Genomic DNA, 23,420 nt, shown 5'->3' on the forward strand with positions numbered 1-23,420 from the left:
GATCCGAAACCTAACTGACTAAATCCAAAATCAATTTTCGTACTGCATGTGATCTGTCGTGTGGGTCACCACTGTAGATAAGGAATTATTAATGCCCGTTATTACTCTTCCTGACGGAAGTCAGCGTCATTTCGAAAGCCCCGTTTCCCCTCTGGACGTTGCCCGCGACATCGGCCCTGGCCTGGCGAAAGCCTGCATTGCCGGGCGCGTCAACGGCGAGCTGGTCGACGCCGGCGATCTGATTGAATCCGATGCGCAGTTGGCGATCGTGACCATCAAAGACGCCGAAGGCCTGGAAATCATGCGCCACTCTTGCGCGCACCTGTTGGGGCACGCCATCAAACAGCTGTGGCCGGACACCAAAATGGCCATCGGCCCGGTGATCGACAACGGTTTCTACTACGACGTCGACATCGACCGCACCCTGACGCAGGAAGACCTGGATCTGCTGGAAAAGCGGATGCATGAGTTGGCCGACAAGGATTACGACGTCATCAAGAAGAAGGTCAGCTGGCAAGAAGCCCGCGACACCTTCGCCGCGCGTGGCGAAAGCTACAAGGTGGCGATCCTGGATGAGAACATCAGCCATGACGACCGTCCTGGCCTGTATCACCACGAAGAATACGTCGACATGTGCCGCGGCCCGCACGTGCCGAACATGCGTTTCTGCCATCATTTCAAGCTGCAGAAAACCTCCGGCGCTTACTGGCGCGGCGACAGCAAAAATAAAATGCTGCAGCGCATCTACGGCACCGCCTGGGCAGACAAGAAGCAGCTGAACGCCTATCTGCAGCGTCTGGAAGAAGCGGCCAAGCGCGACCACCGCAAGATCGGCAAGCAGCTCGACCTGTACCATATGCAGGAAGAAGCGCCGGGCATGGTGTTCTGGCACAACGACGGCTGGACCATTTTCCGCGAGCTGGAAGCCTTTGTGCGCATGAAGCTCAAAGAGTACCAGTACCAGGAAGTGAAAGGGCCGTTCATGATGGACCGGGTGCTGTGGGAAAAAACCGGCCACTGGGAAAACTACAAAGACGCCATGTTCACCACCTCGTCGGAAAACCGCGAGTACTGCATCAAGCCGATGAACTGCCCGGGCCACGTGCAGATCTTCAATCAGGGCCTGAAGTCGTACCGTGATTTGCCGCTGCGCATGGGCGAATTCGGCAGCTGCCACCGCAACGAGCCATCGGGTTCCCTGCACGGTTTGATGCGCGTGCGCGGCTTCACTCAGGACGACGCCCACATCTTCTGTACCGAAGAGCAGGTGCGCGCCGAAGTGAACGAATGCATCCGCATGGTCTATGATGTGTATGGCACCTTCGGTTTCGACAAGATTGCGGTGAAGCTGTCTACCCGCCCTGAGAAGCGCATCGGCACTGACGATATGTGGACTCGTGCGGAAGAGGACCTGGCCGCCGCGCTGACTGAAAACGGTATTCCGTTTGAATATCAGCCGGGTGAGGGCGCCTTCTACGGACCAAAAATTGAATTTACCCTGCATGATTGTTTGGATCGCGCATGGCAATGTGGTACCGTGCAGCTCGATTTCTTCTTGCCGGGCCGTTTAGGCGCGTCGTATGTTGGCGAAAACAACGATCGCGTAGTGCCGGTAATGATTCACCGCGCCATTTTGGGCTCCATGGAACGTTTCATCGGTATCCTTACCGAAGAATACGCCGGGTTCTACCCGACCTGGATTGCTCCGGTGCAGGTGGTGGTGATGAATATCACCGACAGCCAGTCTGATTACGTCCAGCAATTGACCAAAAAATTGCAGGATGCAGGTATTCGCGTCAAAGCGGACTTGAGAAATGAGAAGATTGGCTTTAAAATTCGCGAACATACTTTACGTCGAGTCCCTTACATGTTGGTGTGCGGTGATAAAGAGGTCGAAGCAGGCAAAGTTGCCGTTCGTACCCGCCGTGGCAAAGACCTGGGAAGCCTGGACGTAAACGAAGTCGTAGACAAGCTGCTGAAAGAGATCCGCAGCCGTAGTCTTCATCAACTGGAGGAATAAAGTATTAAAGGCGGAAAACGAGTTCAACCGGCGCGTCCTAATCGCATTAACAGAGAAATTCGCGCGCAAGAAGTTCGCCTAACCGGCGTCGATGGCGAGCAGATTGGTATTGTCAGTCTGAATGAAGCTCTTGAAAAAGCTGAGGAAGCGGGTGTTGATTTAGTAGAAATCAGCCCAAATGCCGAACCGCCAGTTTGCCGAATCATGGATTACGGCAAATTCCTCTACGAGAAGAGCAAGTCGACCAAAGAACAGAAGAAGAAGCAAAAAGTTATTCAGGTCAAGGAAATCAAATTCCGTCCTGGCACCGATGATGGCGACTATCAGGTCAAACTACGCAACCTGATTCGCTTTCTGGAAGATGGCGATAAAGCCAAAATCACCCTGCGTTTCCGCGGGCGTGAAATGGCGCACCAACAGATCGGTATGGAAGTGCTTAACCGCGTCCGTAAAGACCTGTGCGAAGATTCTGATCTGGCCGTTGTCGAATCCTTCCCTACGAAGATCGAAGGCCGTCAGATGATCATGGTGCTCGCACCGAAGAAGAAACAGTAAGGCTTCCAAGTAATCGAACCCGCGCAACGCCTGCGTTGTGTGGGTTTTATTCGCCCAACTGATTCGTTGTTTAACAATGCGAAGTGGATTTAATTAAAATGCCAAAGATTAAAACTGTACGTGGTGCAGCCAAACGCTTCAAAAAAACCGGCAGCGGTGGTTTTAAGCGTAAACATGCTAACCTGCGTCATATTCTGACCAAAAAAGCAACCAAGCGTAAACGTCACCTGCGTCCGAAAGGCATGGTGTCTAAAAACGATCTGGTCCTGGTTACCGCGTGCCTGCCGTACGCATAAGCCATTTTTTTGAATCTAGAATAAGACTTTAGGAGAGAGCATATGGCTCGCGTAAAACGTGGTGTAATTGCACGCGCACGTCACAAGAAAATTATGAAGCAGGCGAAAGGCTACTACGGTGCCCGTTCGCGCGTATATCGTGTTGCCTTCCAGGCAGTAATCAAAGCAGGCCAGTATGCTTACCGTGACCGTCGTCAACGTAAGCGTCAGTTCCGTCAGCTGTGGATTGCACGTATCAACGCAGCTGCTCGTCAGAACGGTCTGTCTTACAGCAAATTCATTAACGGCCTGAAAAAAGCCTCTATTGAAATTGACCGTAAGATCCTGGCTGACATCGCAGTCTTCGACAAAGTGGCCTTCGGCGCACTGGTCGAGAAAGCGAAAGCAGCTCTGGCGTAAGTCAGTGGAAGAGGGAGCTTGCTCCCTCTTTTAATCTTTGTTTTCAGCCACCAATATTGACTTTTATTGCCTGCCGCTATATCACTGGTAGACAATCATCGACAAGGTAACGCAACCATGTACGCTGCTATTTTTCGTTTCTTTTTTTACTTTAGCGCCTGATTTCAGGAGGCTTTGCGCGTAAGAAAAGAAACGAAAAGTAGCGCCTAAGCCTCCCCTGTGGAGGCTTTTTTGTTTTTGGTCATACCCTTTGTCTTTCAAACTACAGCGGCGTTGGCCGCGTGTGTTCACCCCGGTCACTTAGCTATCTAAGCTCCCGGGGATTCGCCCACTTGCCGCCTGGCTGTAGCTTGAAATCCTGTGGGTATGATTTAGGCCAGATAACATAAATTATCAGTCATTACTTAGGGCCATATCGGCCAAAGGAAGAGGAAAGCAATGCCACATCTCGCAGAGCTGGTTGCCAATGCCAAGGCAGCCGTAGAAGATGCCCAGGATGTTGCCGCGTTGGATTTGGTACGCGTCGAATATTTAGGCAAGAAAGGTCATTTCACCTTGCAGATGCAGTCTCTGCGTGACGTGCCGGCGGAAGATCGCCCGGCGGCCGGCGCGGTGATCAACCAGGCGAAGCAGGCGGTGCAGGATGCGCTGAACGCGCGTAAAAACGCGCTGGAAACCGCAGCGCTGAACGAACGCCTGGCTGCCGAGACCATCGACGTGTCTCTGCCGGGCCGCCGTATGGAAAACGGTGGGCTGCATCCGGTGACCCGCACCATCGATCGCATCGAAACCTTCTTCGGCGAGCTGGGCTTCTCCGTGGCGACCGGCCCGGAAATCGAAGACGATTATCATAACTTCGACGCGCTGAATATCCCCGGGCACCACCCGGCGCGCGCCGATCACGATACCTTCTGGTTCGACGCCACGCGCCTGCTGCGCACCCAGACCTCCGGCGTGCAGATCCGCACCATGAAGAACCAGCAGCCGCCGATCCGCATCATTGCGCCGGGCCGCGTCTATCGCAACGACTACGATCAGACTCACACCCCGATGTTCCACCAGATGGAAGGCCTGATCGTCGATAAAGACATCAGCTTCACCAACCTGAAGGGCACGCTGCACGATTTCCTGAACAACTTCTTTGAAGAAGATTTGCAGGTTCGCTTCCGCCCGTCTTACTTCCCGTTTACCGAGCCTTCGGCAGAAGTGGACGTCATGGGTAAAAACGGCAAGTGGCTGGAAGTTCTGGGCTGCGGCATGGTTCACCCGAACGTTCTGCGCAACGTTGGCATCGACCCGGAAATCTACTCCGGCTTTGCTTTCGGCATGGGCATGGAGCGCCTGACGATGCTGCGTTACGGCGTCACTGACCTGCGCGCGTTCTTCGAAAACGATCTGCGTTTCCTCAAACAGTTTAAGTAAGGCGGGAATATCACATGAAATTCAGTGAACTCTGGTTGCGCGAGTGGGTAAACCCGGCCATCGGCAGCGAAGCATTATCCGATCAAATCACCATGGCCGGCCTGGAAGTGGACGGCGTGGAGCCGGTCGCCGGCGCCTTTAACGGCGTGGTGGTGGGCGAAGTGGTCGAGTGCGGCCAGCACCCGAACGCCGACAAACTGCGCGTGACCAAGGTCAACGTCGGCGGCGACCGCCTGCTGGACATCGTCTGCGGCGCGCCTAACTGCCGCGCCGGCCTGAAAGTGGCGGTGGCGACCGTGGGCGCGGTACTGCCGGGCGACTTTAAAATCAAGGCGGCCAAGCTGCGCGGCGAGCCTTCCGAAGGCATGCTGTGCTCGTTCTCCGAGCTGGGTATTTCCGACGATCACGACGGCATTATCGAGCTGCCGCAGGATGCGCCTATCGGTAGCGATATTCGCGACTATCTGCAGCTGAACGACAACACCATCGAAATCAGCGTAACGCCGAACCGCGCAGACTGCCTGGGCATTATCGGCGTCGCGCGCGACGTGGGCGTACTGAACCAGGTGGCGCTGACCGCGCCGGACATGAGCCCGGTTGCCGCCACCACCGACGCCACGCTGCCGATCCGCGTCGACGCGCCGCAGGCGTGCCCGCGTTACCTCGGCCGCGTGGTGAAAGGCATTAACGTCAAAGCCGCCAGCCCGCTGTGGATGCGCGAAAAACTGCGTCGCTGCGGCATTCGCTCCATCGATGCGGTGGTTGACGTCACCAACTACGTGCTGCTGGAACTTGGCCAGCCGATGCACGCCTTTGACCTGAACCGCATCGAAGGCGGCATCGTGGTGCGCATGGCGGAAGAAGGGGAAACCCTGACGCTGCTGGACGGCAACGAAGCCAAGCTGAGCGCCGATACCCTAGTGATCGCCGATCATCGAAAAGCGTTGGCGATGGGCGGCATCTTCGGTGGCGAGCACTCCGGGGTGAACGACGAGACGCAGGACGTATTGCTGGAATGCGCCTTCTTCAGCCCGCTGTCGATCACCGGCCGCGCGCGCCGCCAGGGTCTGCACACCGACGCCTCTCACCGCTACGAGCGCGGCGTGGATCCGGCGCTGCAGTACCAGGCGATGGAACGCGCGACGCGCCTGCTGATCGACATCTGCGGCGGCCAGGCCGGCCCGGTGATCGACGTGACTCATGAAAATGAGCTGCCGAAGCGCGCCACCATCCAGCTGCGCCGCGAGAAGCTGGATCGCCTGATTGGCCACGTGGTGCCGAGCGAGCAGGTCAGCGACATTTTGCGCCGCCTGGGTTGCCAGGTCACCGAACAGGGCGACAACTGGCTGGCGGTCGCGCCGAGCTGGCGTTTCGATATGGAAATCGAAGAAGACCTGGTGGAAGAGGTGGCGCGCGTTTACGGCTACAACAATATTCCCGACGTGCCGGTACGCGCCGATCTGGTGATGACCAAGCACCGCGAGGCCGACCTGACGCTGAAGCGCGTGAAAACCCTGCTGGTCGATCACGGCTTCCAGGAAGCCATCACCTACAGCTTTGTCGATCCTAAAGTGCAGGCGTTGCTGCACCCGGGCGAAGAAGCGCTGATTTTGCCAAGCCCTATTTCGGTGGAAATGTCGGCCATGCGCCTGTCGCTGTGGACCGGTCTGCTGTCTGCGGTGGTGTATAACCAGAACCGCCAGCAAACCCGCCTGCGCCTGTTCGAAAGCGGCCTGCGCTTTGTGCCTGATACTGCGGCGAATCTGGGGATCCGTCAGGATGTCATGCTGGCGGGCGTCATCGCCGGCCATACGCATGATGAACACTGGGATCTGGCGCGCAAGCCGGTCGACTTCTATGATTTAAAAGGGGATCTGGAATCCGTTCTCGAACTGACCGGTAAATTATCCGAAATTCAGTTCCGGGCGGAAGCCAATCCGGCATTGCACCCGGGGCAAAGTGCGGCGATTTATTTGCACGGCGAACGCGTAGGTTTCATCGGTGTGGTTCATCCGGAACTTGAGCGTAAACTGGATCTTAACGGCCGCACCCTGGTGTTCGAACTGGAGTGGAACAAGGTCGCAAGCCGCGCCGTGCCTCAGGCGCGGGAGATTTCTCGCTTCCCGGCAAACCGCCGCGATATCGCTGTGGTAGTGGCTGAAAACGTCGCTGCAGCAGATATTTTGGCAGAGTGTAAGAAAGTTGGCGCAAATCAGGTAGTTGGCGTAAACTTGTTTGATGTGTACCGTGGCAAGGGCGTGGCAGAGGGTTATAAGAGCCTGGCTATCAGTCTGGTATTGCAGGATACCGCTCGTACACTGGAAGAAGAGGAGATAGCCGCTACCGTTGCAAAATGCGTAGAGGCTTTAAAACAGCGATTCCAAGCATCCTTGAGGGATTGAACCTATGGCGCTTACTAAAGCTGAAATGTCAGAACACCTGTTTGAAAAGCTTGGGCTTAGCAAACGGGATGCCAAAGACCTGGTGGAACTGTTTTTCGAAGAGGTCCGTCGGGCTCTTGAGAACGGCGAACAGGTAAAACTGTCAGGTTTTGGCAACTTTGATCTGCGTGACAAGAACCAACGTCCGGGGCGTAACCCGAAGACCGGCGAAGACATTCCGATTACGGCGCGCCGCGTGGTCACCTTCCGTCCAGGTCAAAAGCTGAAAAGTCGGGTGGAGAACGCCAGTCCGAAAGAGTAAGCAACGTGAAACCCAAAAAGGCCGCTTTTGCGGCCTTTTTCTTTGGTGGCTAAAAATTCAGTTTATTCCTAATTAGCCGCTGCGGGATTAAATGCGGAAGCCGATCTCGCGTTAAGGAAATAAAACGAATGATGATTACGGAATGTTCTTATATTAAATGGTTTTTCAATTGAGGTGATTATTTTCCGCTTCAGCCATGATGGTAATAATGCCCCGGTCCGCAGCCGCGGTGCCCACCGCCCCCGTGAGGGCCAAAGCAGCAGGCGCTGAGCTCGGCACCACCAGGGTCAGCAACGGCCCAATGCGTTTAATCATAATAATGCCTCTTTGGTGGCGTCAGCTTAATGATAAATAGCCGCGCGGTTGCGGTACGTCAGATATGGATTAAGCGTGGTAGCGCTCATAATAATTAACAGGCAAAAAAAAGAGTGTATGGATTGCGTAAGGACGCCGAAAACGATCTGAAAATAGGCATCGGTGAGATAGGCGACAAATAATCGCGCTGATATAACCACTCCAGCGAGAAAATAAAGTGAGAGCGCAAAATGAAAAAAATCCTGTTGCTGGTGTGTTTACCGCTGCTGCTGCCGATGGCGGCACAGGCCGATGTCTCTATCGATATCAACGTACCGGGCGTTTCGCTGCATCTGGGCGACCAAGACCGGCGCGGCTATTACTGGGACGGCTACGACTGGCGGCCGCCGCAGTGGTGGCACGCTCACCAGGGGCGCGGCCTCGGGGAGCGCAACGAGCGCGGCATGTATTGGGACGGCGGCCGCTGGCAGCACTCCGCACCGCGCGGTTATGAGCATCGGGCGCCGGATCGCGGCGGCAACCCGTTCCACGGCGATGGCGATCGTCGCGACAATGATCATCGCCGTGACGATCGCGGCAACGACAACGATCGCGGCAATGGCGGCCGGGGGAACGACAACGGCCATGGCAAAGGCCAGCCTTATCCGCAAAACAACGACGGCCCGCGCCGTTAATTGACCGCACGGCGGCGGGTTTTGCCATCACTTGGCGGTGACGGGCAGGGCCGGCCGCCGTTTTCCTGCGCTGTTGCGTACGCAATACTTTCCCTTCCGGCGTTAACCCCCTAATATTCGACCCAGACGTTAATTATCCGGCCGCTGCCACGGCCTGCAGGGGATCGCCGCGCCTATGCCTACCAGCCAGACCTTTACCTTATTGCTGCATCGTCAGCGCCATCGCGATAAACGCCATCTGTCGCTGTTGACGCTGGGCGTGGCCGTGGCCTTCGTTTTCAGCCTCAGCGCCGGCGATCATTGGATCTGGCCGTCGCAATGGTTCAGCGATCGGGCGCAGCTGTTTGTCTGGCAACTGCGTTTTCCGCGCGCGCTGGCGGTGATGCTGGTGGGGGCCAGCCTGGCGGTGGCCGGAGCGGTGATGCAGGCGCTGTTTGAGAACCCGTTGGCGGAGCCCGGCCTGTTGGGCGTGGCGAACGGCGCGGGGGTGGCGCTGGTGCTGACGGTGCTGCTGGGCAATGGCCTGTTGCCGGCGGCGCTGATGAGCCTGAGCGCGATCGCCGGGGCCTTGCTGATGACCTTTATGCTGCTCGGCTTTGCCCGCCGGCGGCGTTTGACCAATGCCCGCCTGCTGTTGGTCGGCGTGGCGCTGGGCATCGTGTGCAGCGCGGTGATGACCTGGGCGGTGTATTTCAGCTCCAGCCTGGATCTGCGCCAGCTGATGTACTGGATGATGGGCGGTTTTGGCGGCGTCGACTGGCGGCAGAAATGGCTGGTGCTGGCGCTGCTGCCGGTGCTGCTGTGGCTGTGTTGCCAGGGGCGCGCGCTGAATTTTATGGCGCTGGGCGAGACCCAGGCGCGTCAGCTCGGGCTTTCGCTGCACCTGTGGCGCAACCTGCTGGTGCTGGCGATCGGCTGGCTGGTCGGCGTCAGCGTGGCGCTGGCCGGGGTGATCGGCTTTGTCGGGCTGGTGATCCCGCATATGCTGCGCCTCAGCGGGCTGACCGACCAACGTTATCTGCTGCCGGGCTGCGCGTTGGCCGGCGCCGGGGTGCTGCTGGCGGCGGACGTGATCGCGCGCATTACGTTGCTGTCGGCCGAGTTGCCGATCGGCGTGGTGACCGCCACGCTGGGGGCGCCGCTATTTATCTGGTTACTGATCCGGGTAAAAAGCGTAAGGTAGTTTTTCGTTTCACCTGCCAATAAAACCATAGGATGAGATCTGATGAGCCAGTCAATTTATAGCCTGCCGTTGCAAACCATCGAGAATCAAAACGCCACGCTGGAAGCCTACCGTGGCTCGGTGCTGCTGGTGGTCAACGTCGCCTCTGAATGCGGCCTGACCAAACAGTACGAGGGGCTGGAAGCGCTGTACGAAACCTACCGCGCGCAGGGATTTGAAGTGTTGGGTTTCCCTTCCAACGAGTTTCTGGGGCAAGAGCCAGGCAGCAATGAAGAGATCCTGGCGTTTTGCCGCGGCACCTTCGGCGTGCAGTTCCCGATGTTCGCCAAGATTGAGGTGAACGGCGAAAACCGCCACCCGCTGTATCAGGCGTTGGTTGCCGCGCAGCCGCATGCGCAGGCGCCGGAGGGCAGCGAGTTCCTGGCGCGCATGACCAGCAAAGGGCGCGCGCCGAAGCAAACCGGCGATATCCTGTGGAACTTCGAAAAATTCCTGATCGCCCGCGACGGCACGGTGATCCAGCGTTTCTCACCGGATACGACGCCGGAAGATCCGGCGCTGGTGGCGGCGGTAAAACAGGCGCTGGCCGGGTAATCTGACATGCTGCAGCTGGTTCAGGTTGGGGTAACGGGGCGTTTGGCGCCTTTTTCGGCGCAGGTGGGCGCCGGGGTGCAGGTGCATCTGATCGGCCCGAACGGCGCCGGCAAGAGCACGCTGTTGGCGCGCCTGGCGGGCATGCTGCCGGGGGTGGGCGAAATAACCTTGGCCGGGCAAGCGCTGCCCGGCTATCAGGGGAAGGATCTGGCGCTGCATCGGGCCTACCTGAGCCAACAGCAGCCGCCGGTGGCGCTGATGCCGGTGTTTCAGTATTTGGCGCTGCATCAGCCCGCAGGCGCGGCGGAGGCGGCGCTGGAGCACGCGATCCTTTATCTTTGCCGGCGCTTCAAGCTGCTGGACAAACTGCCGCGCATGCTGACCCAGCTGTCCGGCGGCGAATGGCAGCGGGTGCGGCTGGCTGCGGTGCTGCTGCAGGTGTGGCCGAGCGTTAATCCGCACAGCAAACTGCTGCTGCTGGACGAGCCGACCAACAGCCTGGACGTGGCGCAAAAGGTGGCGCTGGATCGCCTGCTGCGGGAGTTTTGCCAAAGCGGGCGCAGCGCGCTGGTGTGCGCCCACGATCTGAACCATACCCTGCAGCAGGCCGATCGCGTGTGGCTGCTGCATGCCGGCCGGCTGGTGGCGGAAGGCCCCACCGGCGAAGTGATGGAGCCGACGCTGCTTTCACGGATTTATGACGTGGATTTCCACCTGCAGGCGGTAGGGGACCAGCGCTGGATCATGACCCGAACGGCATAAGGCCGCGTCAGCGCAATGCAGCCTAAACGAAAATTAAACGTAGTTGATATAAATAGCCGGATAATGACCGGCTATTATTCCGTTTTATCCCTTTCCTCCCGCTTTTTCTTGAAAACCGTCGCTGGCGTGCTAGGCTTTTCTTACTGTAAACAAAATAAGAAAATAATTGTTAATATTTATAGTTATTTGATTTTGTTAATAATTTATAATTAATTATGCTGGCTCCCTCCTATCCGATTATCCAACGGATAATAACTATCGTCTTAAGGTTTAGTTAAGCTTGCGGCCGTACATTGGCAGTTAATCCATCGGGAACGATTCTCTCTGGCGTTTAATATTCGTTAAATGAAAGAGTTTTACAGTGTCGTTAAAAGAAGTTCGATACGTTTGGGGTTAACTATGGATCAATTTTTACCTTTCTCTCGCCCGGCGATCGGCGATGAAGAAATCGCGGCGGTTGAAAAGGTGCTGCGCTCCGGCTGGATCACCACCGGGCCGCAGAATCAGCGGCTGGAAAGCGAATTTTGTTCTACCTTCGGCTGCAAGCACGCCATCGCCGTCTGTTCCGCTACCGCCGGCATGCACATCACCCTGATGGCGCTGGGCATCGGGCCTGGCGATGAGGTCATCACCCCCTCGCAAACCTGGGTCTCCACCCTCAACATGATCGTGCTGCTCGGTGCCACGCCGGTAATGATCGACGTCGACCGTGAAACCTTGATGGTCAGCGCCGCCGAGGTGGAAGCTGCGATTACGCCAAAAACCAAAGCCATTGTTCCCGTGCACTATGCCGGCGCGCCGCTGCAGATGGATGCGCTGCGCGAGGTGGCCGCCCGGCACCAACTGCCGCTGATCGAGGACGCCGCCCATGCGGTGGGTGCCCGTTTCAACGGCGAATGGGTAGGGGCGCGCGGCACGGCGATTTTCTCTTTTCACGCGATCAAGAACCTGACCTGCGCCGAAGGCGGCCTGATCGCCACCGACGACGACGCGTTGGCGGAGCGCGTGCGCTGTCTGAAGTTTCACGGCCTGGCGGTGGACGCTTTCGATCGCCAGCAGCTGGGGCGCAGGCCGCAGGCTGAGGTGGTGGAGCCGGGCTACAAATACAACCTCTCAGATATTCATGCGGCGATAGCCGTGGTGCAGCTGGCGCGGTTGCCGCAGCTGAATGCCCGCCGGCAGGCGCTGGCGCAGCGTTATTTGAACGCGCTCGCAGGCTCGCCGTTCCAGCCGCTGGGGCTGCCGGATTATCCGCACGATCACGCCTGGCACCTGTTTATGGTGCGCGTCGACGCAGAGCGCTGCGGCATCGACCGCGACCAGCTGATGGAGCGCCTGAAAGCGCTGGGCATCGGCACCGGTCTGCATTTCCGTGCCGCGCATACCCAGAAATTCTACCGCGAGCGTTATCCGCAACTGTCGCTGCCCAACACCGAATGGAACTCGGCGCGTCTGTGCACCTTGCCCTTATTCCCTGATATGACCGACGCCGATGTCGATCGCGTGGTCAATGCCTTGTCTTCTGTCGTGGAGTCGTTACGTGCCTCGCATTGAACCGATAAAAAAAGTGTCGGTGGTGATCCCGGTCTACAACGAGCAGGAAAGTTTGCCTGCCTTGCTTGAACGCACCACCGCCGCTTGCAAACAGCTGGCTCAACCCTATGAAATCATCCTGGTCGACGACGGCAGCAGCGACGATTCCGCCGAGATGCTGACCGCCGCCGCGGAACGGCCGGGCAGCCACGTGATCGCCGTGCTGTTGAACCGCAACTATGGGCAGCACTCGGCGATCATGGCCGGTTTCAACCAGGTGAGCGGCGATCTGGTCATCACGCTGGATGCCGACCTGCAAAACCCGCCGGAAGAGATCCCGCGGCTGGTCAGCGTGGCGGAGGAAGGCTATGACGTGGTCGGTACCGTACGCGCCAACCGCCAGGATTCCTGGTTCCGCAAAAGCGCTTCCCGGGTGATCAACATGATGATCCAGCGCGCCACCGGCAAGTCGATGGGGGACTACGGCTGCATGCTGCGCGCCTATCGCCGCCACATCGTCGAGGCGATGCTGCACTGCCATGAACGCAGCACCTTTATTCCGATCCTGGCGAACACCTTCGCCAGACGTACCACAGAAATTGACGTGCGCCACGCCGAACGCGAGTTTGGCGATTCCAAATACAGCCTGATGAAACTGATCAACCTGATGTACGACCTGATTACCTGCCTGACCACCACGCCGCTGCGCTTGCTCAGCGTCGTCGGCAGCGTGGTGGCGCTTTCCGGGTTCGTACTGGCGCTGGTGCTGATTGCGCTGCGTCTGATCCTCGGGCCTGAATGGGCGGCGGGCGGGGTGTTCACCCTGTTCGCGGTGCTGTTCACCTTCATCGGCGCCCAGTTTGTCGGCCTGGGCCTGCTGGGGGAATACATCGGCCGTATCTACACCGACGTGCGCGCTCGTCCCCGTTATTTTGTTCAGAAAGTGGTCGGCGAACAGCAGACCCACAATACTCAGGAAGAAGAATGATGAAAGCTATTGTATTTGCTTACCATGATATTGGCTGCGCAGGTCTGAAAGCGCTGACTGAAGCGGGTTATGACGTGCAGGCGGTGTTCACGCATACCGACGATCCTGGTGAAAACAACTTCTTCTCCTCCGTGGCGCGGCTGGGCGCAGAGCTGGATCTGCCGGTCTACGCTCCCGAAGACGTGAATCACCCGCTGTGGGCCGAGCGCATTCGCCAACTGCAGCCGGACGTCATTTTCTCTTTCTACTACCGCAATATGCTGAGCGATGAAATTTTGTCGCTGGCGCCGCAGGGCGGATTCAACCTGCACGGCTCCCTGTTGCCGCATTATCGCGGGCGCGCGCCGATAAACTGGGCGTTGGTCAACGGCGAAACCGAAACCGGCGCCACGCTGCATAAAATGGTCAGGCGCCCTGACGCCGGCGATATTGTCGAGCAGCGCAAGGTGGCGATCGCCGAGGATGACACCGCGCTGACGCTGCACAAGAAAGTGCTGGAGGCCGCCCAGGGCCTGCTGAAAAACGCGTTGCCGAAGCTGAAAAACGGCACGGCGACCTTCACCGCGCAAAACGAAGCCGAGGCCAGCTATTTCGGCCGCCGCACTCCGGCCGACGGCGAGATCCTGTGGCATAAATCCGCCCGCGAGATCAACAATCTGGTGCGCGCGGTCACCGAACCTTATCCGGGCGCGTTCAGCTACCTTGGCCAGCGCAAGCTGATCGTCTGGCGTTCCCGCGCGCTGGATGTCCGGCACGACAAACTGCCGGGCACCGTGCTGAGCACCTCTCCGTTGGTCATCGCCTGCGGCGAAGGGGCGCTGGAAATCGTCTCCGGCCAGAACGAAAGCGGCCTGTACGTTCAGGGTAGCCGGTTGGCGCAGGAAATGGGCATCGTCACCGACGTGCGGCTGGCGGCCAAGCCGAACGCGGTGCTGCAGCGCCGCACCCGCGTGCTGATCCTGGGGGTTAACGGCTTTATCGGCAACCACCTGACCGAGCGCCTGCTGCGGGACGACCGTTACGATATTTACGGTCTGGACATCGGTTCCGACGCCATCAGCCGCTTCCTCGATAACCCGCGCTTCCACTTTGTGGAAGGGGATATCAGCATCCACTCCGAGTGGATCGAGTATCACATCAAGAAGTGCGACGTGGTGCTGCCGCTGGTGGCGATCGCCACGCCGATCGAATACACCCGCAACCCGCTGCGGGTGTTCGAACTGGACTTCGAAGAGAACCTGAAAATCGTCCGCGACTGCGTGAAGTACAACAAGCGCATCATCTTCCCGTCCACCTCCGAAGTGTACGGCATGTGCGACGACAAAGAGTTCGACGAGGACCACTCGCGCCTGATCGTCGGGCCAATCAACAAGCAGCGTTGGATCTATTCGGTTTCCAAGCAGCTGCTGGATCGGGTGATCTGGGCCTACGGCGCCAAAGAGGGGCTGAAGTTCACGCTGTTCCGGCCGTTCAATTGGATGGGCCCGCGCCTGGACAACCTGGACGCCGCGCGCATCGGCTCCTCGCGCGCCATCACCCAGTTGATCCTCAATCTGGTGGAAGGCTCGCCGATCAAGCTGATGGACGGCGGGGCGCAAAAACGCTGCTTCACCGACATCAACGACGGCATTGAGGCGCTGTTCCGCATTATCGAAAACCGCGACGGCCTGTGCGACGGCCAGATAGTCAATATCGGCAACCCGACCAACGAAGCGAGCATCCGCGAACTGGCCGAAATGCTGCTGGCCAGCTTCAACGACCACCCGCTGCGCGATCGCTTCCCGCCGTTCGCCGGCTTCAAGGATGTGGAAAGCAGCAGCTACTACGGCAAAGGCTATCAGGACGTTGAGCACCGCACGCCGAGCATCAAAAACGCCCGCCGCCTGCTGGGCTGGCAGCCGACGATCGAGATGAAGCAAACCGTCGCCGATACGCTGGATTATTTCCTGCGCACTACCGTTCAGGAAGGTAAGGGTGCATGAAGAAGGTCGGTCTGCGGGTTGATGTAGATACCTTCAGCGGCACCCGGGCAGGGGTGCCGCAGTTGCTGGATCTGTTTGAGAAGTACGACATTCAGGCCAGCTTCTTCTTCAGCGTGGGACCGGACAATATGGGGCGCCATCTTTGGCGCCTTTTGCGTCCGAAATTTCTGTGGAAAATGCTGCGCTCGAACGCCGCTTCGCTGTATGGCTGGGACATCCTGTTGGCCGGCACCGCCTGGCCGGGCCGCAATATTGCGCGCGCGCTGGGGCCTTTGATGAAGCGCACCGCCGAAGCCGGCCACGAAGTGGGGCTGCACGCCTGGGACCACCAGGGCTGGCAGGCCAAGGTCGGCCGTTGGTCCCAGGCGCAGCTGACGCGGCAGGTTCAACTGGGCGTCGATGCCCTGAGCGCCTGCATCGGCCAGCCGGTCAAATGCTCCGCGGCGGCGGGATGGCGGGCCGATACGCGGGTACTGGAGGTGAAGCAGCGCTTCGGCTTTCATTACAACAGCGATTGCCGCGGCACCCACCCGTTCAGGCCGCTGCTGAGCGACAATCGGCTGGGCACGGTGCAAATTCCCGTCACGCTGCCCACTTTTGACGAAGTGATCGGCAGCGAGGTCAGCATGGCCGATTTCAACGACTACATCCTGCGCGCGATCGAAAACGATCGCGGCGTGCCGGTCTACACCATTCATACCGAGGTGGAGGGGATGTCGCAGGCGGCGATGTTTGAACGGCTATTGCAGCGGGCGCAGCGGCAGGGCATCGAATTCTGCCCGCTGAGTGAATTGCTGCCGCAGGATTTGGCGTCATTGCCGTTGGGCCGCATCGAGCGCGCTCCTTTCCCCGGCCGCGAGGGTTGGCTGGGTTGTCAAACCGATGTGAAGGACGATTCATGAAGGCGCTAAAAGGATCATGGGCCATTGTGCTGGCCGTTTTTTTTGCTCTGGTTTATTTGATTCCGCTCAACGGCCGCCTGCTGTGGCAGCCGGATGAAACCCGTTATGCCGAGATCAGCCGTGAAATGCTGCAGCGCGGCGACTGGGTGGTGCCGCACCTGCTGGGGCTGCGCTATTTTGAAAAGCCGGTCGCCGGTTACTGGTTCAATAACATCAGCCAGTGGCTGTTCGGCGAAGGCAACTTTGCGGTGCGCTTCGGTTCGGTATTCAGCACCGGCGTCAGCGCGCTGCTGGTATTTGCGCTGGCGATGCTGATGTGGCGCAATGCGCGGCGCGCCAGCCTGTCGGCGCTGATTTTCCTGTCGATGGTGTTGGTGTTCAGCATCGGCACCTACAGCGTGCTGGATCCGATGATCGCGCTGTGGCTGACGGCGGCGATGGCCAGCTATTACCTGACGCTGCAGGCCACCACGCTCAAGGGCAAGCTGGGCGGTTACGTGTTGCTGGGGCTGGCCTGCGGCATGGGCTTCATGACCAAGGGGTTTCTGGCGCTGGCGGTGCCGGTGATCTCGGTGATCCCGATCGTTATCCAGCAGCGGCGCATCAAGGAGCTGTTGCTGTTCGGCCCGCTGGCTGTCCTGGTGGCGGTGTTGCTCAGCCTGCCGTGGGCGATAGCCATCGCCCAGCGCGAGCCGGACTTCTGGAACTACTTCTTCTGGGTGGAGCATATTCAGCGCTTCGCCGAAGATAACGCGCAGCACAAGGCGCCGTTCTGGTATTACATTCCGGTTCTGATGGCGGCGGTATTGCCCTGGCTGGCGCTGCTGCCTGGCGCGCTGCTGAAGGGGTGGCGCGAACGCGCGCAGCGCCCGGAGCTGTTTTTCCTGCTCAGCTGGGTCGCGATGCCGTTGATTTTCTTCAGCGTCGCCAAGGGCAAGCTGCCGACCTATATCTTGCCGTGCATGGCGCCGCTGGCGTTGCTGATGGCGGCCTATGCGGAAGACTACGCCGCTTCGCTGCGCAGCAAGGTCTTCAAGGTCAACGCGGTGCTGAATGGGCTGTTCGGACTGATCTGCGTGCTGGCGCTGCTGGCGTTGGGTTCCGGCCTGCTGCCGAAGGCGGAGGTGTTTACCGCGGCAGAATGGCCGAAAGTCGCGATTGGTCTCGTCGCTTTCGGCGGCTGGTTGGCGTTGGCGATTTTCTCCGCGGGCGACAGGGCGCAACGTTGGCGCTGGGCGGCGGCCTGCCCGCTGCTGTTGTGTTTGCTGATCGGCTACGCTATTCCGCAGCGGGTGATCGATTCCAAGCTGCCGCAGAACTTTATTCGCGTTAACATGGCCGAACTGGGGCACAGCCGCTTTGTGTTGACCGACAGCGCCGGAGTGGCGGCCGGATTGGCCTGGGAGCTGAAGCGCAGCGATGTGATCATGTTCAGCGAGAAGGGCGAAGTGGCCTACGGGCTGGACTACGTCGACGCCCGCAGCAGCTTCGTCAGCGACGCCGACTTCCCGCAGTGGCTGGCGCAGGCGCGCAAGCAGGGTGACGTTTCATTGGTATTGCAGCTGTCGCGAGGAGATCGGGTGCCGCAAAATCTGCCTGCAGCGGACAAGGTGGTTGAGATGAACCGCCTGGCGCTGGTGTGGTACCAGCAACAGCCATGATGGGCTTCCTGCTGATCATCCTGGTCAGCCTGCTCACCTGCGGGGGGCAGCTGTGCCAGAAACAGGCGGCGCGCTGCTGGCGGCTGCCGGCGGCGGTGCGGTTGAAGGTAACCCTGCGTTGGCTGGCGCTGGCGGTGCTGCTGCTGGCGCTCGGCATGGCGGTATGGCTTAACGTGCTGCAGCGCCTGCCGCTCAGCCTGGCTTATCCGATGCTCAGCCTCAACTTCGTGCTGGTGACGCTGGCGGCGCGCTGGCTGTTTAATGAGCCGACCACCGCGCGCCATTGGTGTGGCGTCGCCTCAATCATGCTGGGGATCCTGCTGATGAGCGTGCAATCGTGAGGGGCTATGCCTGGGGCGCGGCCAGCGTGCTGCTGGTCACGCTGGCGCAGCTGTTGATGAAGTGGGGCATGGTGCAAATTCCGCTGATGTCGTTCGCCGACGTCACCCCCGCGCTGCTGGGGGATTACTGGCTGCCGCTCCTGGCGGTCGGCGGCGGCATCTTCGGCTACGCGCTGTCGATGCTGTGCTGGTTTTGCGCGCTGCGCTATCTGCCGCTTAACCGCGCTTACCCGCTGCTGAGCGTCAGTTACGCGCTGGTGTATCTGGCGGCGGTGATCTTGCCCTGGTTTAACGAATCCGCCACCCTGCTGAAATCATTGGGTACGCTGTGCATTTTGTTTGGCGTGTGGCTGATTAACGGCAAAGCCGCAGTAAAAACGCCAAAATAGGGGCAAAACCGGCGTTAATGCTATTATCTCCTGCATGGCGCTTGCCTTTTTCCCCGCGCGGGAGATAAATTAACGCCAAACAGCGTTCTCCTTACCTGGCGTCGGCTTTGCCTCGCAGTCGGTGCGGTGTACCGGACGGCATGATGCGCAACGGGTTCGATGAAGGGATATTATGCGGATGCGAGTGTGGTTTTTATTAGCCAGTTTGATCCTTGCCGGTTGCAGCAGCCATGCGCCGCCGCCAAGCGGGCAGCTGGCCGATTCTATCGTGGTGGTGGCCCAGCTGAATGAACAGCTGCGCCAATGGTACGGCACGCCTTATCGTTACGGCGGCATGGATCGCGGCGGCGTCGATTGCTCCGGCTTTGTTTACCGCACCTTCCGCGATCGTTTCGATATGCGGCTGCCGCGTTCGACCGAAGAGCAGACCTCGCTCGGCACCAAGGTTTCCCGCGACGAACTGATGCCGGGCGATCTGGTATTCTTCAAAACCGGCGGCGGCGAAAACGGCCTGCACGTCGGCATCTACGACACCAACGATCAGTTTATCCACGCGTCGACCAGCCGCGGGGTGATTCGCTCCTCGCTCGATAACGTCTATTGGAAACGGGTTTACTGGCAGGCGCGGCGCATTTAGCCTTAACCCGTTGATTTGGTGTATCATGGCGGCATCACGTCTTTAACGGTGACCGCCATGACCGCCTTACGCTTACTGATTTCCGACTCTTACGACCCCTGGTTCAACCTGGCGGTGGAGGAGTGCATCTTCCGCGAAATGACCAGCCAGAAAATCCTGTTCTTATGGCGCAATGCCGAAACGGTGGTGATCGGTCAGTCGCAAAACCCATGGAAAGAATGCAATACCCGGCGCATGGAGCAGGATGGCGTTCGCCTGGCGCGCCGCAGCAGCGGCGGCGGGGCGGTATTTCACGACCTGGGCAATACCTGCTTTACCTTCATGGCCGGCAAACCGGGCTACGACAAGTCTGTGTCGACCGGGATTATCTTGCAGGCCCTGTCGCAGCTGGGGGTTACGGCCAGCGCCTCGGGGCGTAACGATCTGGTGATGGCAACCCCGGAGGGGCCGCGCAAGATCTCGGGTTCGGCCTACCGCGAAACCCAGGATCGCGGCTTTCATCATGGCACGTTGTTGCTGAACGCCAATCTTGACCGTTTGGCGGATTATCTCAATCCGGATCCGAAAAAGCTGCAGGCCAAGGGCATCACCTCGGTGCGATCGCGGGTGGCCAACCTGGCGGACTTGCTGCCCGACATCAGCCATCAGCAGGTGTGCGACGCCATCATACAGGCCTTCTTCAGCCATTATGGCGCCAGCGCCGAACCCGAGATCATTTCGCCGGACGTGTTTCCCGACCTGCCGGATTTTGCCGCACAGTTTGCCCGGCAGAGCAGCTGGGAATGGAACTTCGGCAAAGCGCCGGCCTTCAGCCACTTGTTGAATGAGCGTTTCGTGTGGGGCGGCGTAGACATTTTCTTTGACGTCGAGAAAGGCGCGCTGGTTCGAGCGCAGATCTTTACCGACAGTCTGGATCCGGCGCCGCTGCAAGCGTTGGCTGACATGCTGGTGGGGTGCGCCTATCGCAGTGACGCTCTGGCCGCCTGTTGCGATCGTCTGATTGCCGCGTTCCCGCAGCGGGCGGCTGAGCTGACCGAACTGCGGCAATGGTTGGTCGAGACCGTCAAATAATCTCCTATCTGCCGTGGCGGGATGAGAGCATTCTCATCCTTTTTTATGCCTGTCATTTGGCGCCATGTCGCCGCCGGCGGCGAAAAAAACCATCATCCGGCTTGGCACAGATTTCTGAAAAATCAAGGCGGCATTTTTTTGCCTTTTCAATGCGCTGAATAAGACGCTCAATTGATGCGTTATTAAATTTAATCGGTTTTCGTTGGGCCGTCAGCGAAAGGCGCGGCGCGGCGGCAGGGAGGTTTTTACAAAATAGGATTTTTCTTAACAAAAACAACAGCGATAAGTCAAATTTTCAGCGAAGTTATATCTCTTAAGTTAAATATCTTTTAATATCTGGCGTGCAGTGAGTCAATCGCCATAAGCCAGCCTGTTTTTCCGACTGCATTTCAGTAAGCTCATATAGCTTTAAACTATCAATTAAATGATAACTTATTGGTATTTACATTGATATTTCCGATTAATCCCAGAAGGATTGATCGATAAAATATATTGATATACGATGAGAAGCTAGCCATTCAGCCTGTGGCATTAAAATGAAAATTCAATTCGACGCTGACTTTATTAGTAGCTATGTTTTTCAACCTGTTTACTCAATGGAGGGTAGGCTGCTGGCGGTGGAAATGTTAAGCCGTTTCAATAGCCTGGACGGCGACCTGGCCATGCCTGCCGACATTGGGATTAATTTATTGAGCCCCGAGCAAAGGATTGAGTTATTTAATGAGCAATTGATACTGGCGCAGCAGAACGCCGCCTGGTTTAACCAGCATCAGGTGTTGCTGACCATCAATATTGAAGAAATCGTGGTTGAATTGATTCTTTCCGACTCCCGGTTGCGCCAGCGCATCTGGCAATGCCCCTTTATTGCGTTTGAAATCAGTGAGGGTTTTCCGAATCTTTCCGCCGGGAAAAAAAATGAGAGCGTCAGCCGATTAAGCGAAATGTTTACGCTGTGGTTGGACGATTTCGGTTCGGGCAAGGCGACGCTGACCGCACTGTACGACGGTCTGTTTGACTATGTAAAGATCGACAAGCGTTTTTACTGGCAGCTGTTTACCCACCAGGGATATGACGTGGTGATCGACTCGCTGTTAAAAAATATCAACCTGCTGTGCAAGGGCGTGATCGTCGGGGGAATAGAGAAAAAAGAGTATTTTAATAAGCTCAGACACGCCGGCGTTTTTGGTCTGCAAGGCTTTTTATGGCCCAGCGTGGGCGTGGACAACCTGTCGGCTCTGCGGGCGACGCCCGGCGAGTTCAATCGCCATGACGGATAAAATACGCCGCATTCAGGGGAAATAACGAACCGGGCGGTGGCCGGTCCGGCGCTGTTATTCATTCTCGCTTTCTCGCGGGTAAATATTGTTTTAATCGGCGCAGCAAGGCATCCAAGCAAGCCGCGGCGTGCCCCCCGATCTTCCCGCATCGGCCCTGGCATCGGGCGGGTGCGTTCTCCTTGCATTTCCTCTGTGTTAATCCCGCCGCTCAGGCTCTACACTAGGCTGAAACGGAGGGCCTATGCCGCAGTTCGAAAACGCTTACCATCAACAGTTAGCCGGTTTTTATACCGCATTAAACCCAACGCCGCTGAAGGGCGCGCGCCTGCTGTATCACAGCGAACCGCTGGCGCGGGAGCTGGGTTTGGATGAAAGCTGGTTTACCCAGGATAAAACCGCCATTTGGGCCGGGGAAACGCTGCTGCCGGGCATGCAGCCGTTGGCGCAGGTCTACAGCGGCCACCAGTTCGGCGTTTGGGCGGGGCAATTGGGCGACGGCCGCGGCATTTTGCTCGGCGAGCAGGTGTTGGCGGACGGCAGCCACAGAGATTGGCACCTGAAAGGCGCCGGGCTGACGCCGTATTCCCGCATGGGCGATGGCCGCGCGGTGTTGCGTTCGGTGATCCGCGAATTCCTGGCCTCTGAGGCGCTGCACCATCTGGGCATTCCCACCACCCGCGCGCTGACCGTGGTGACCAGCGAACAACCGGTGTTCCGCGAGCGGCCTGAACGCGGCGCGATGCTCATGCGCGTGGCGGAAAGCCACGTGCGCTTCGGCCACTTCGAGCATTTCTATTATCGCCAACAGCCCGAACAGGTGCGGCAGCTGGCGGATTTCGTTATCGCGCGCCACTGGCCGCAGCTGCAGGATCAGGGCGAACGCTACCTGTTGTGGTTCACCGAGGTGGTGGAACGCACGGCGCGCCTGATGGCGCAGTGGCAGACGGTGGGCTTTGCGCATGGCGTAATGAATACCGATAACATGTCGATCCTGGGCATCACCCTCGATTACGGTCCCTACGGTTTCCTCGATGACTACCAGCCGGGTTACATCTGCAACCATTCCGACCATCAGGGGCGTTATGCCTTTGACAATCAGCCGGCGGTGGCGTTGTGGAACCTCCATCGTTTGGCGCAAACGCTGTCCGGGCTAATGACCGCCGAACAGCTGCAGCAGGCGCTGTCGGCCTACGAACCGGCGCTGATGCGCGCCTATGGCGAACAAATGCGCGCCAAGCTCGGTTTCTTCACTCAATCGACGCAGGATAACGACCTGCTTACCGGATTGCTGAGCCTGATGGCGCAGGAAGGGCGGGATTATACCCGCACCTTCCGCCTGCTGAGCGAAACCGAACAGCAGCAGGCGCAGTCGCCGCTGCGGGATGAGTTTATCGATCGCGCGGCCTTCGACGACTGGTATCGGCAGTATCGTCAGCGTTTGCAACAGGAGCAGGTGAGCGATGCGGATCGGCAACGATCGATGAAGGCGGTGAACCCGCGCCTGATCCTGCGCAACTATCTGGCGCAGCAGGCGATTGAAGACGCTGAAAAGGATGAGGTCGGCCGGCTGGCGCGTTTGCATCGGGCGCTGTTGACGCCGTTCGCCGACGCGCCTGAATATGACGATCTCGCCGCGCTGCCGCCGGACTGGGGCAAGCATCTGGAGATTTCCTGCTCCAGCTGAGATGAAAAAGGGCGCCTAATGGCGCCCTTGAA

Annotated in this window: 25 protein-coding genes and 1 other annotated feature; of the genes, 23 read left to right on the forward strand and 2 right to left on the reverse strand. The window is 58.5% G+C overall.

All coding sequences use genetic code 11. From position 1 onward, the window contains the following. Positions 1–91: 91 nt before the first annotated feature. From thrS to ihfA, 8 genes are all read left to right on the forward strand, one after another. Positions 92–2,020 (forward strand): threonine--tRNA ligase, encoded by a 1,929-nt coding sequence (thrS, locus tag D7I37_RS18700; RefSeq protein ID WP_061795482.1) that lies wholly within the window; start codon positions 92–94, stop codon positions 2,018–2,020. A gap of 3 nt (positions 2,021–2,023) precedes the next feature. After that, positions 2,024–2,575, forward strand: a complete 552-nt coding sequence (infC, locus tag D7I37_RS18705) for a translation initiation factor IF-3 (RefSeq protein WP_071586675.1) — start codon at positions 2,024–2,026, stop codon at positions 2,573–2,575. 98 nt (positions 2,576–2,673) lie between these two features. Further along, positions 2,674–2,871, forward strand: coding sequence for a 50S ribosomal protein L35 (gene rpmI, locus D7I37_RS18710; protein WP_004931418.1), 198 nt, complete (start codon positions 2,674–2,676; stop codon positions 2,869–2,871). A 42-nt stretch (positions 2,872–2,913) separates the two neighbouring features. Beyond that, on the forward strand, positions 2,914–3,270 hold the full coding sequence (gene rplT / locus D7I37_RS18715) for a 50S ribosomal protein L20 (protein WP_004931417.1): 357 nt from the start codon (positions 2,914–2,916) through the stop codon (positions 3,268–3,270). Positions 3,271–3,381: 111 nt separating this feature from the next. After that, positions 3,382–3,506, forward strand: a sequence feature (Phe leader region). Beyond that, positions 3,388–3,432 (forward strand): pheST operon leader peptide PheM, encoded by a 45-nt coding sequence (gene pheM / locus D7I37_RS27180; RefSeq protein ID WP_152562850.1) that lies wholly within the window; start codon positions 3,388–3,390, stop codon positions 3,430–3,432. Its footprint overlaps the feature before it by 45 nt. Positions 3,507–3,708: 202 nt before the next feature. After that, a complete protein-coding gene (gene pheS, locus D7I37_RS18725; protein WP_095097235.1) occupies positions 3,709–4,692 on the forward strand; it encodes a phenylalanine--tRNA ligase subunit alpha in 984 nt (327 codons plus the stop codon). Positions 4,693–4,706: 14 nt separating this feature from the next. Continuing rightward, positions 4,707–7,094: a phenylalanine--tRNA ligase subunit beta gene (pheT, locus tag D7I37_RS18730; protein ID WP_061795484.1), complete on the forward strand. Its 2,388-nt coding sequence runs from the start codon at positions 4,707–4,709 to the stop codon at positions 7,092–7,094. 4 nt (positions 7,095–7,098) lie between these two features. Further along, on the forward strand, positions 7,099–7,395 hold the full coding sequence (gene ihfA / locus D7I37_RS18735) for an integration host factor subunit alpha (RefSeq protein WP_004943604.1): 297 nt from the start codon (positions 7,099–7,101) through the stop codon (positions 7,393–7,395). A gap of 165 nt (positions 7,396–7,560) precedes the next feature. Here ihfA and D7I37_RS27085 read toward each other — a convergent pair whose 3' ends face one another. Further along, on the reverse strand, positions 7,561–7,710 hold the full coding sequence (locus D7I37_RS27085) for a hypothetical protein (protein ID WP_165283070.1): 150 nt from the start codon (positions 7,708–7,710) through the stop codon (positions 7,561–7,563). Between the two features lie 230 nt (positions 7,711–7,940). On the opposite strand from D7I37_RS27085, the gene D7I37_RS18740 reads away from it, so the two are divergent. From D7I37_RS18740 to D7I37_RS18800, 13 genes are all read left to right on the forward strand, one after another. After that, entirely contained in the window at positions 7,941–8,384 is a 444-nt protein-coding gene (locus D7I37_RS18740) for a DUF2502 domain-containing protein (protein WP_061795485.1), read from the forward strand. A gap of 175 nt (positions 8,385–8,559) precedes the next feature. Beyond that, entirely contained in the window at positions 8,560–9,567 is a 1,008-nt protein-coding gene (btuC, locus tag D7I37_RS18745) for a vitamin B12 ABC transporter permease BtuC (protein ID WP_129544156.1), read from the forward strand. A 42-nt stretch (positions 9,568–9,609) separates the two neighbouring features. Next, positions 9,610–10,161, forward strand: a complete 552-nt coding sequence (locus D7I37_RS18750; RefSeq protein ID WP_129544157.1) for a glutathione peroxidase — start codon at positions 9,610–9,612, stop codon at positions 10,159–10,161. Between the two features lie 6 nt (positions 10,162–10,167). Then, positions 10,168–10,923: a vitamin B12 ABC transporter ATP-binding protein BtuD gene (gene btuD, locus D7I37_RS18755; protein WP_061795488.1), complete on the forward strand. Its 756-nt coding sequence runs from the start codon at positions 10,168–10,170 to the stop codon at positions 10,921–10,923. A 399-nt stretch (positions 10,924–11,322) separates the two neighbouring features. After that, positions 11,323–12,477, forward strand: a complete 1,155-nt coding sequence (gene arnB / locus D7I37_RS18760) for a UDP-4-amino-4-deoxy-L-arabinose aminotransferase (protein WP_061795489.1) — start codon at positions 11,323–11,325, stop codon at positions 12,475–12,477. After that, a complete protein-coding gene (arnC, locus tag D7I37_RS18765) occupies positions 12,434–13,444 on the forward strand; it encodes an undecaprenyl-phosphate 4-deoxy-4-formamido-L-arabinose transferase (protein WP_370671108.1) in 1,011 nt (336 codons plus the stop codon). The genes arnB and arnC overlap by 44 nt, the downstream gene beginning before the upstream one ends. Next, positions 13,444–15,426, forward strand: a complete 1,983-nt coding sequence (gene arnA, locus D7I37_RS18770; RefSeq protein WP_061795532.1) for a bifunctional UDP-4-amino-4-deoxy-L-arabinose formyltransferase/UDP-glucuronic acid oxidase ArnA — start codon at positions 13,444–13,446, stop codon at positions 15,424–15,426. The genes arnC and arnA overlap by 1 nt, the downstream gene beginning before the upstream one ends. Further along, complete coding sequence (gene arnD / locus D7I37_RS18775; RefSeq protein WP_129544158.1) at positions 15,423–16,328, forward strand: 4-deoxy-4-formamido-L-arabinose-phosphoundecaprenol deformylase; 906 nt, start codon at positions 15,423–15,425, stop codon at positions 16,326–16,328. Before arnA ends, arnD begins: the two co-directional genes overlap by 4 nt. After that, positions 16,325–17,989, forward strand: a complete 1,665-nt coding sequence (arnT, locus tag D7I37_RS18780; protein ID WP_129544159.1) for a lipid IV(A) 4-amino-4-deoxy-L-arabinosyltransferase — start codon at positions 16,325–16,327, stop codon at positions 17,987–17,989. The genes arnD and arnT overlap by 4 nt, the downstream gene beginning before the upstream one ends. Next, entirely contained in the window at positions 17,986–18,330 is a 345-nt protein-coding gene (gene arnE, locus D7I37_RS18785) for a 4-amino-4-deoxy-L-arabinose-phosphoundecaprenol flippase subunit ArnE (protein ID WP_095097244.1), read from the forward strand. The genes arnT and arnE overlap by 4 nt, the downstream gene beginning before the upstream one ends. Next, a complete protein-coding gene (gene arnF, locus D7I37_RS18790) occupies positions 18,327–18,719 on the forward strand; it encodes a 4-amino-4-deoxy-L-arabinose-phosphoundecaprenol flippase subunit ArnF (protein WP_061795494.1) in 393 nt (130 codons plus the stop codon). The genes arnE and arnF overlap by 4 nt, the downstream gene beginning before the upstream one ends. Before the next feature lie 172 nt (positions 18,720–18,891). Continuing rightward, positions 18,892–19,356: a C40 family peptidase gene (locus D7I37_RS18795; protein WP_061795495.1), complete on the forward strand. Its 465-nt coding sequence runs from the start codon at positions 18,892–18,894 to the stop codon at positions 19,354–19,356. A gap of 57 nt (positions 19,357–19,413) precedes the next feature. Further along, positions 19,414–20,427: a lipoate--protein ligase A gene (locus D7I37_RS18800; RefSeq protein ID WP_095100129.1), complete on the forward strand. Its 1,014-nt coding sequence runs from the start codon at positions 19,414–19,416 to the stop codon at positions 20,425–20,427. 52 nt (positions 20,428–20,479) lie between these two features. On the opposite strand, the gene D7I37_RS18805 is transcribed toward D7I37_RS18800, so the two are convergent. Next, a complete protein-coding gene (locus tag D7I37_RS18805; protein ID WP_129544160.1) occupies positions 20,480–20,698 on the reverse strand; it encodes a hypothetical protein in 219 nt (72 codons plus the stop codon). A gap of 265 nt (positions 20,699–20,963) precedes the next feature. Between D7I37_RS18805 and D7I37_RS18810 the strand changes: the two genes are divergently transcribed. Both D7I37_RS18810 and D7I37_RS18815 read left to right on the forward strand, forming a co-directional pair. Further along, positions 20,964–21,704 carry an EAL domain-containing protein gene (locus D7I37_RS18810; protein WP_129544161.1) on the forward strand — a complete coding sequence of 247 codons (741 nt, stop codon included), beginning with the start codon at positions 20,964–20,966 and terminating at the stop codon, positions 21,702–21,704. Between the two features lie 241 nt (positions 21,705–21,945). After that, entirely contained in the window at positions 21,946–23,388 is a 1,443-nt protein-coding gene (locus D7I37_RS18815) for a YdiU family protein (protein ID WP_129544162.1), read from the forward strand. The last annotated feature ends 32 nt before the right edge of the window (positions 23,389–23,420 follow it).

The organism is Serratia sp. 1D1416, from assembly GCF_003641105.1.
Taxonomy (GTDB): domain Bacteria; phylum Pseudomonadota; class Gammaproteobacteria; order Enterobacterales; family Enterobacteriaceae; genus Serratia; species Serratia ficaria.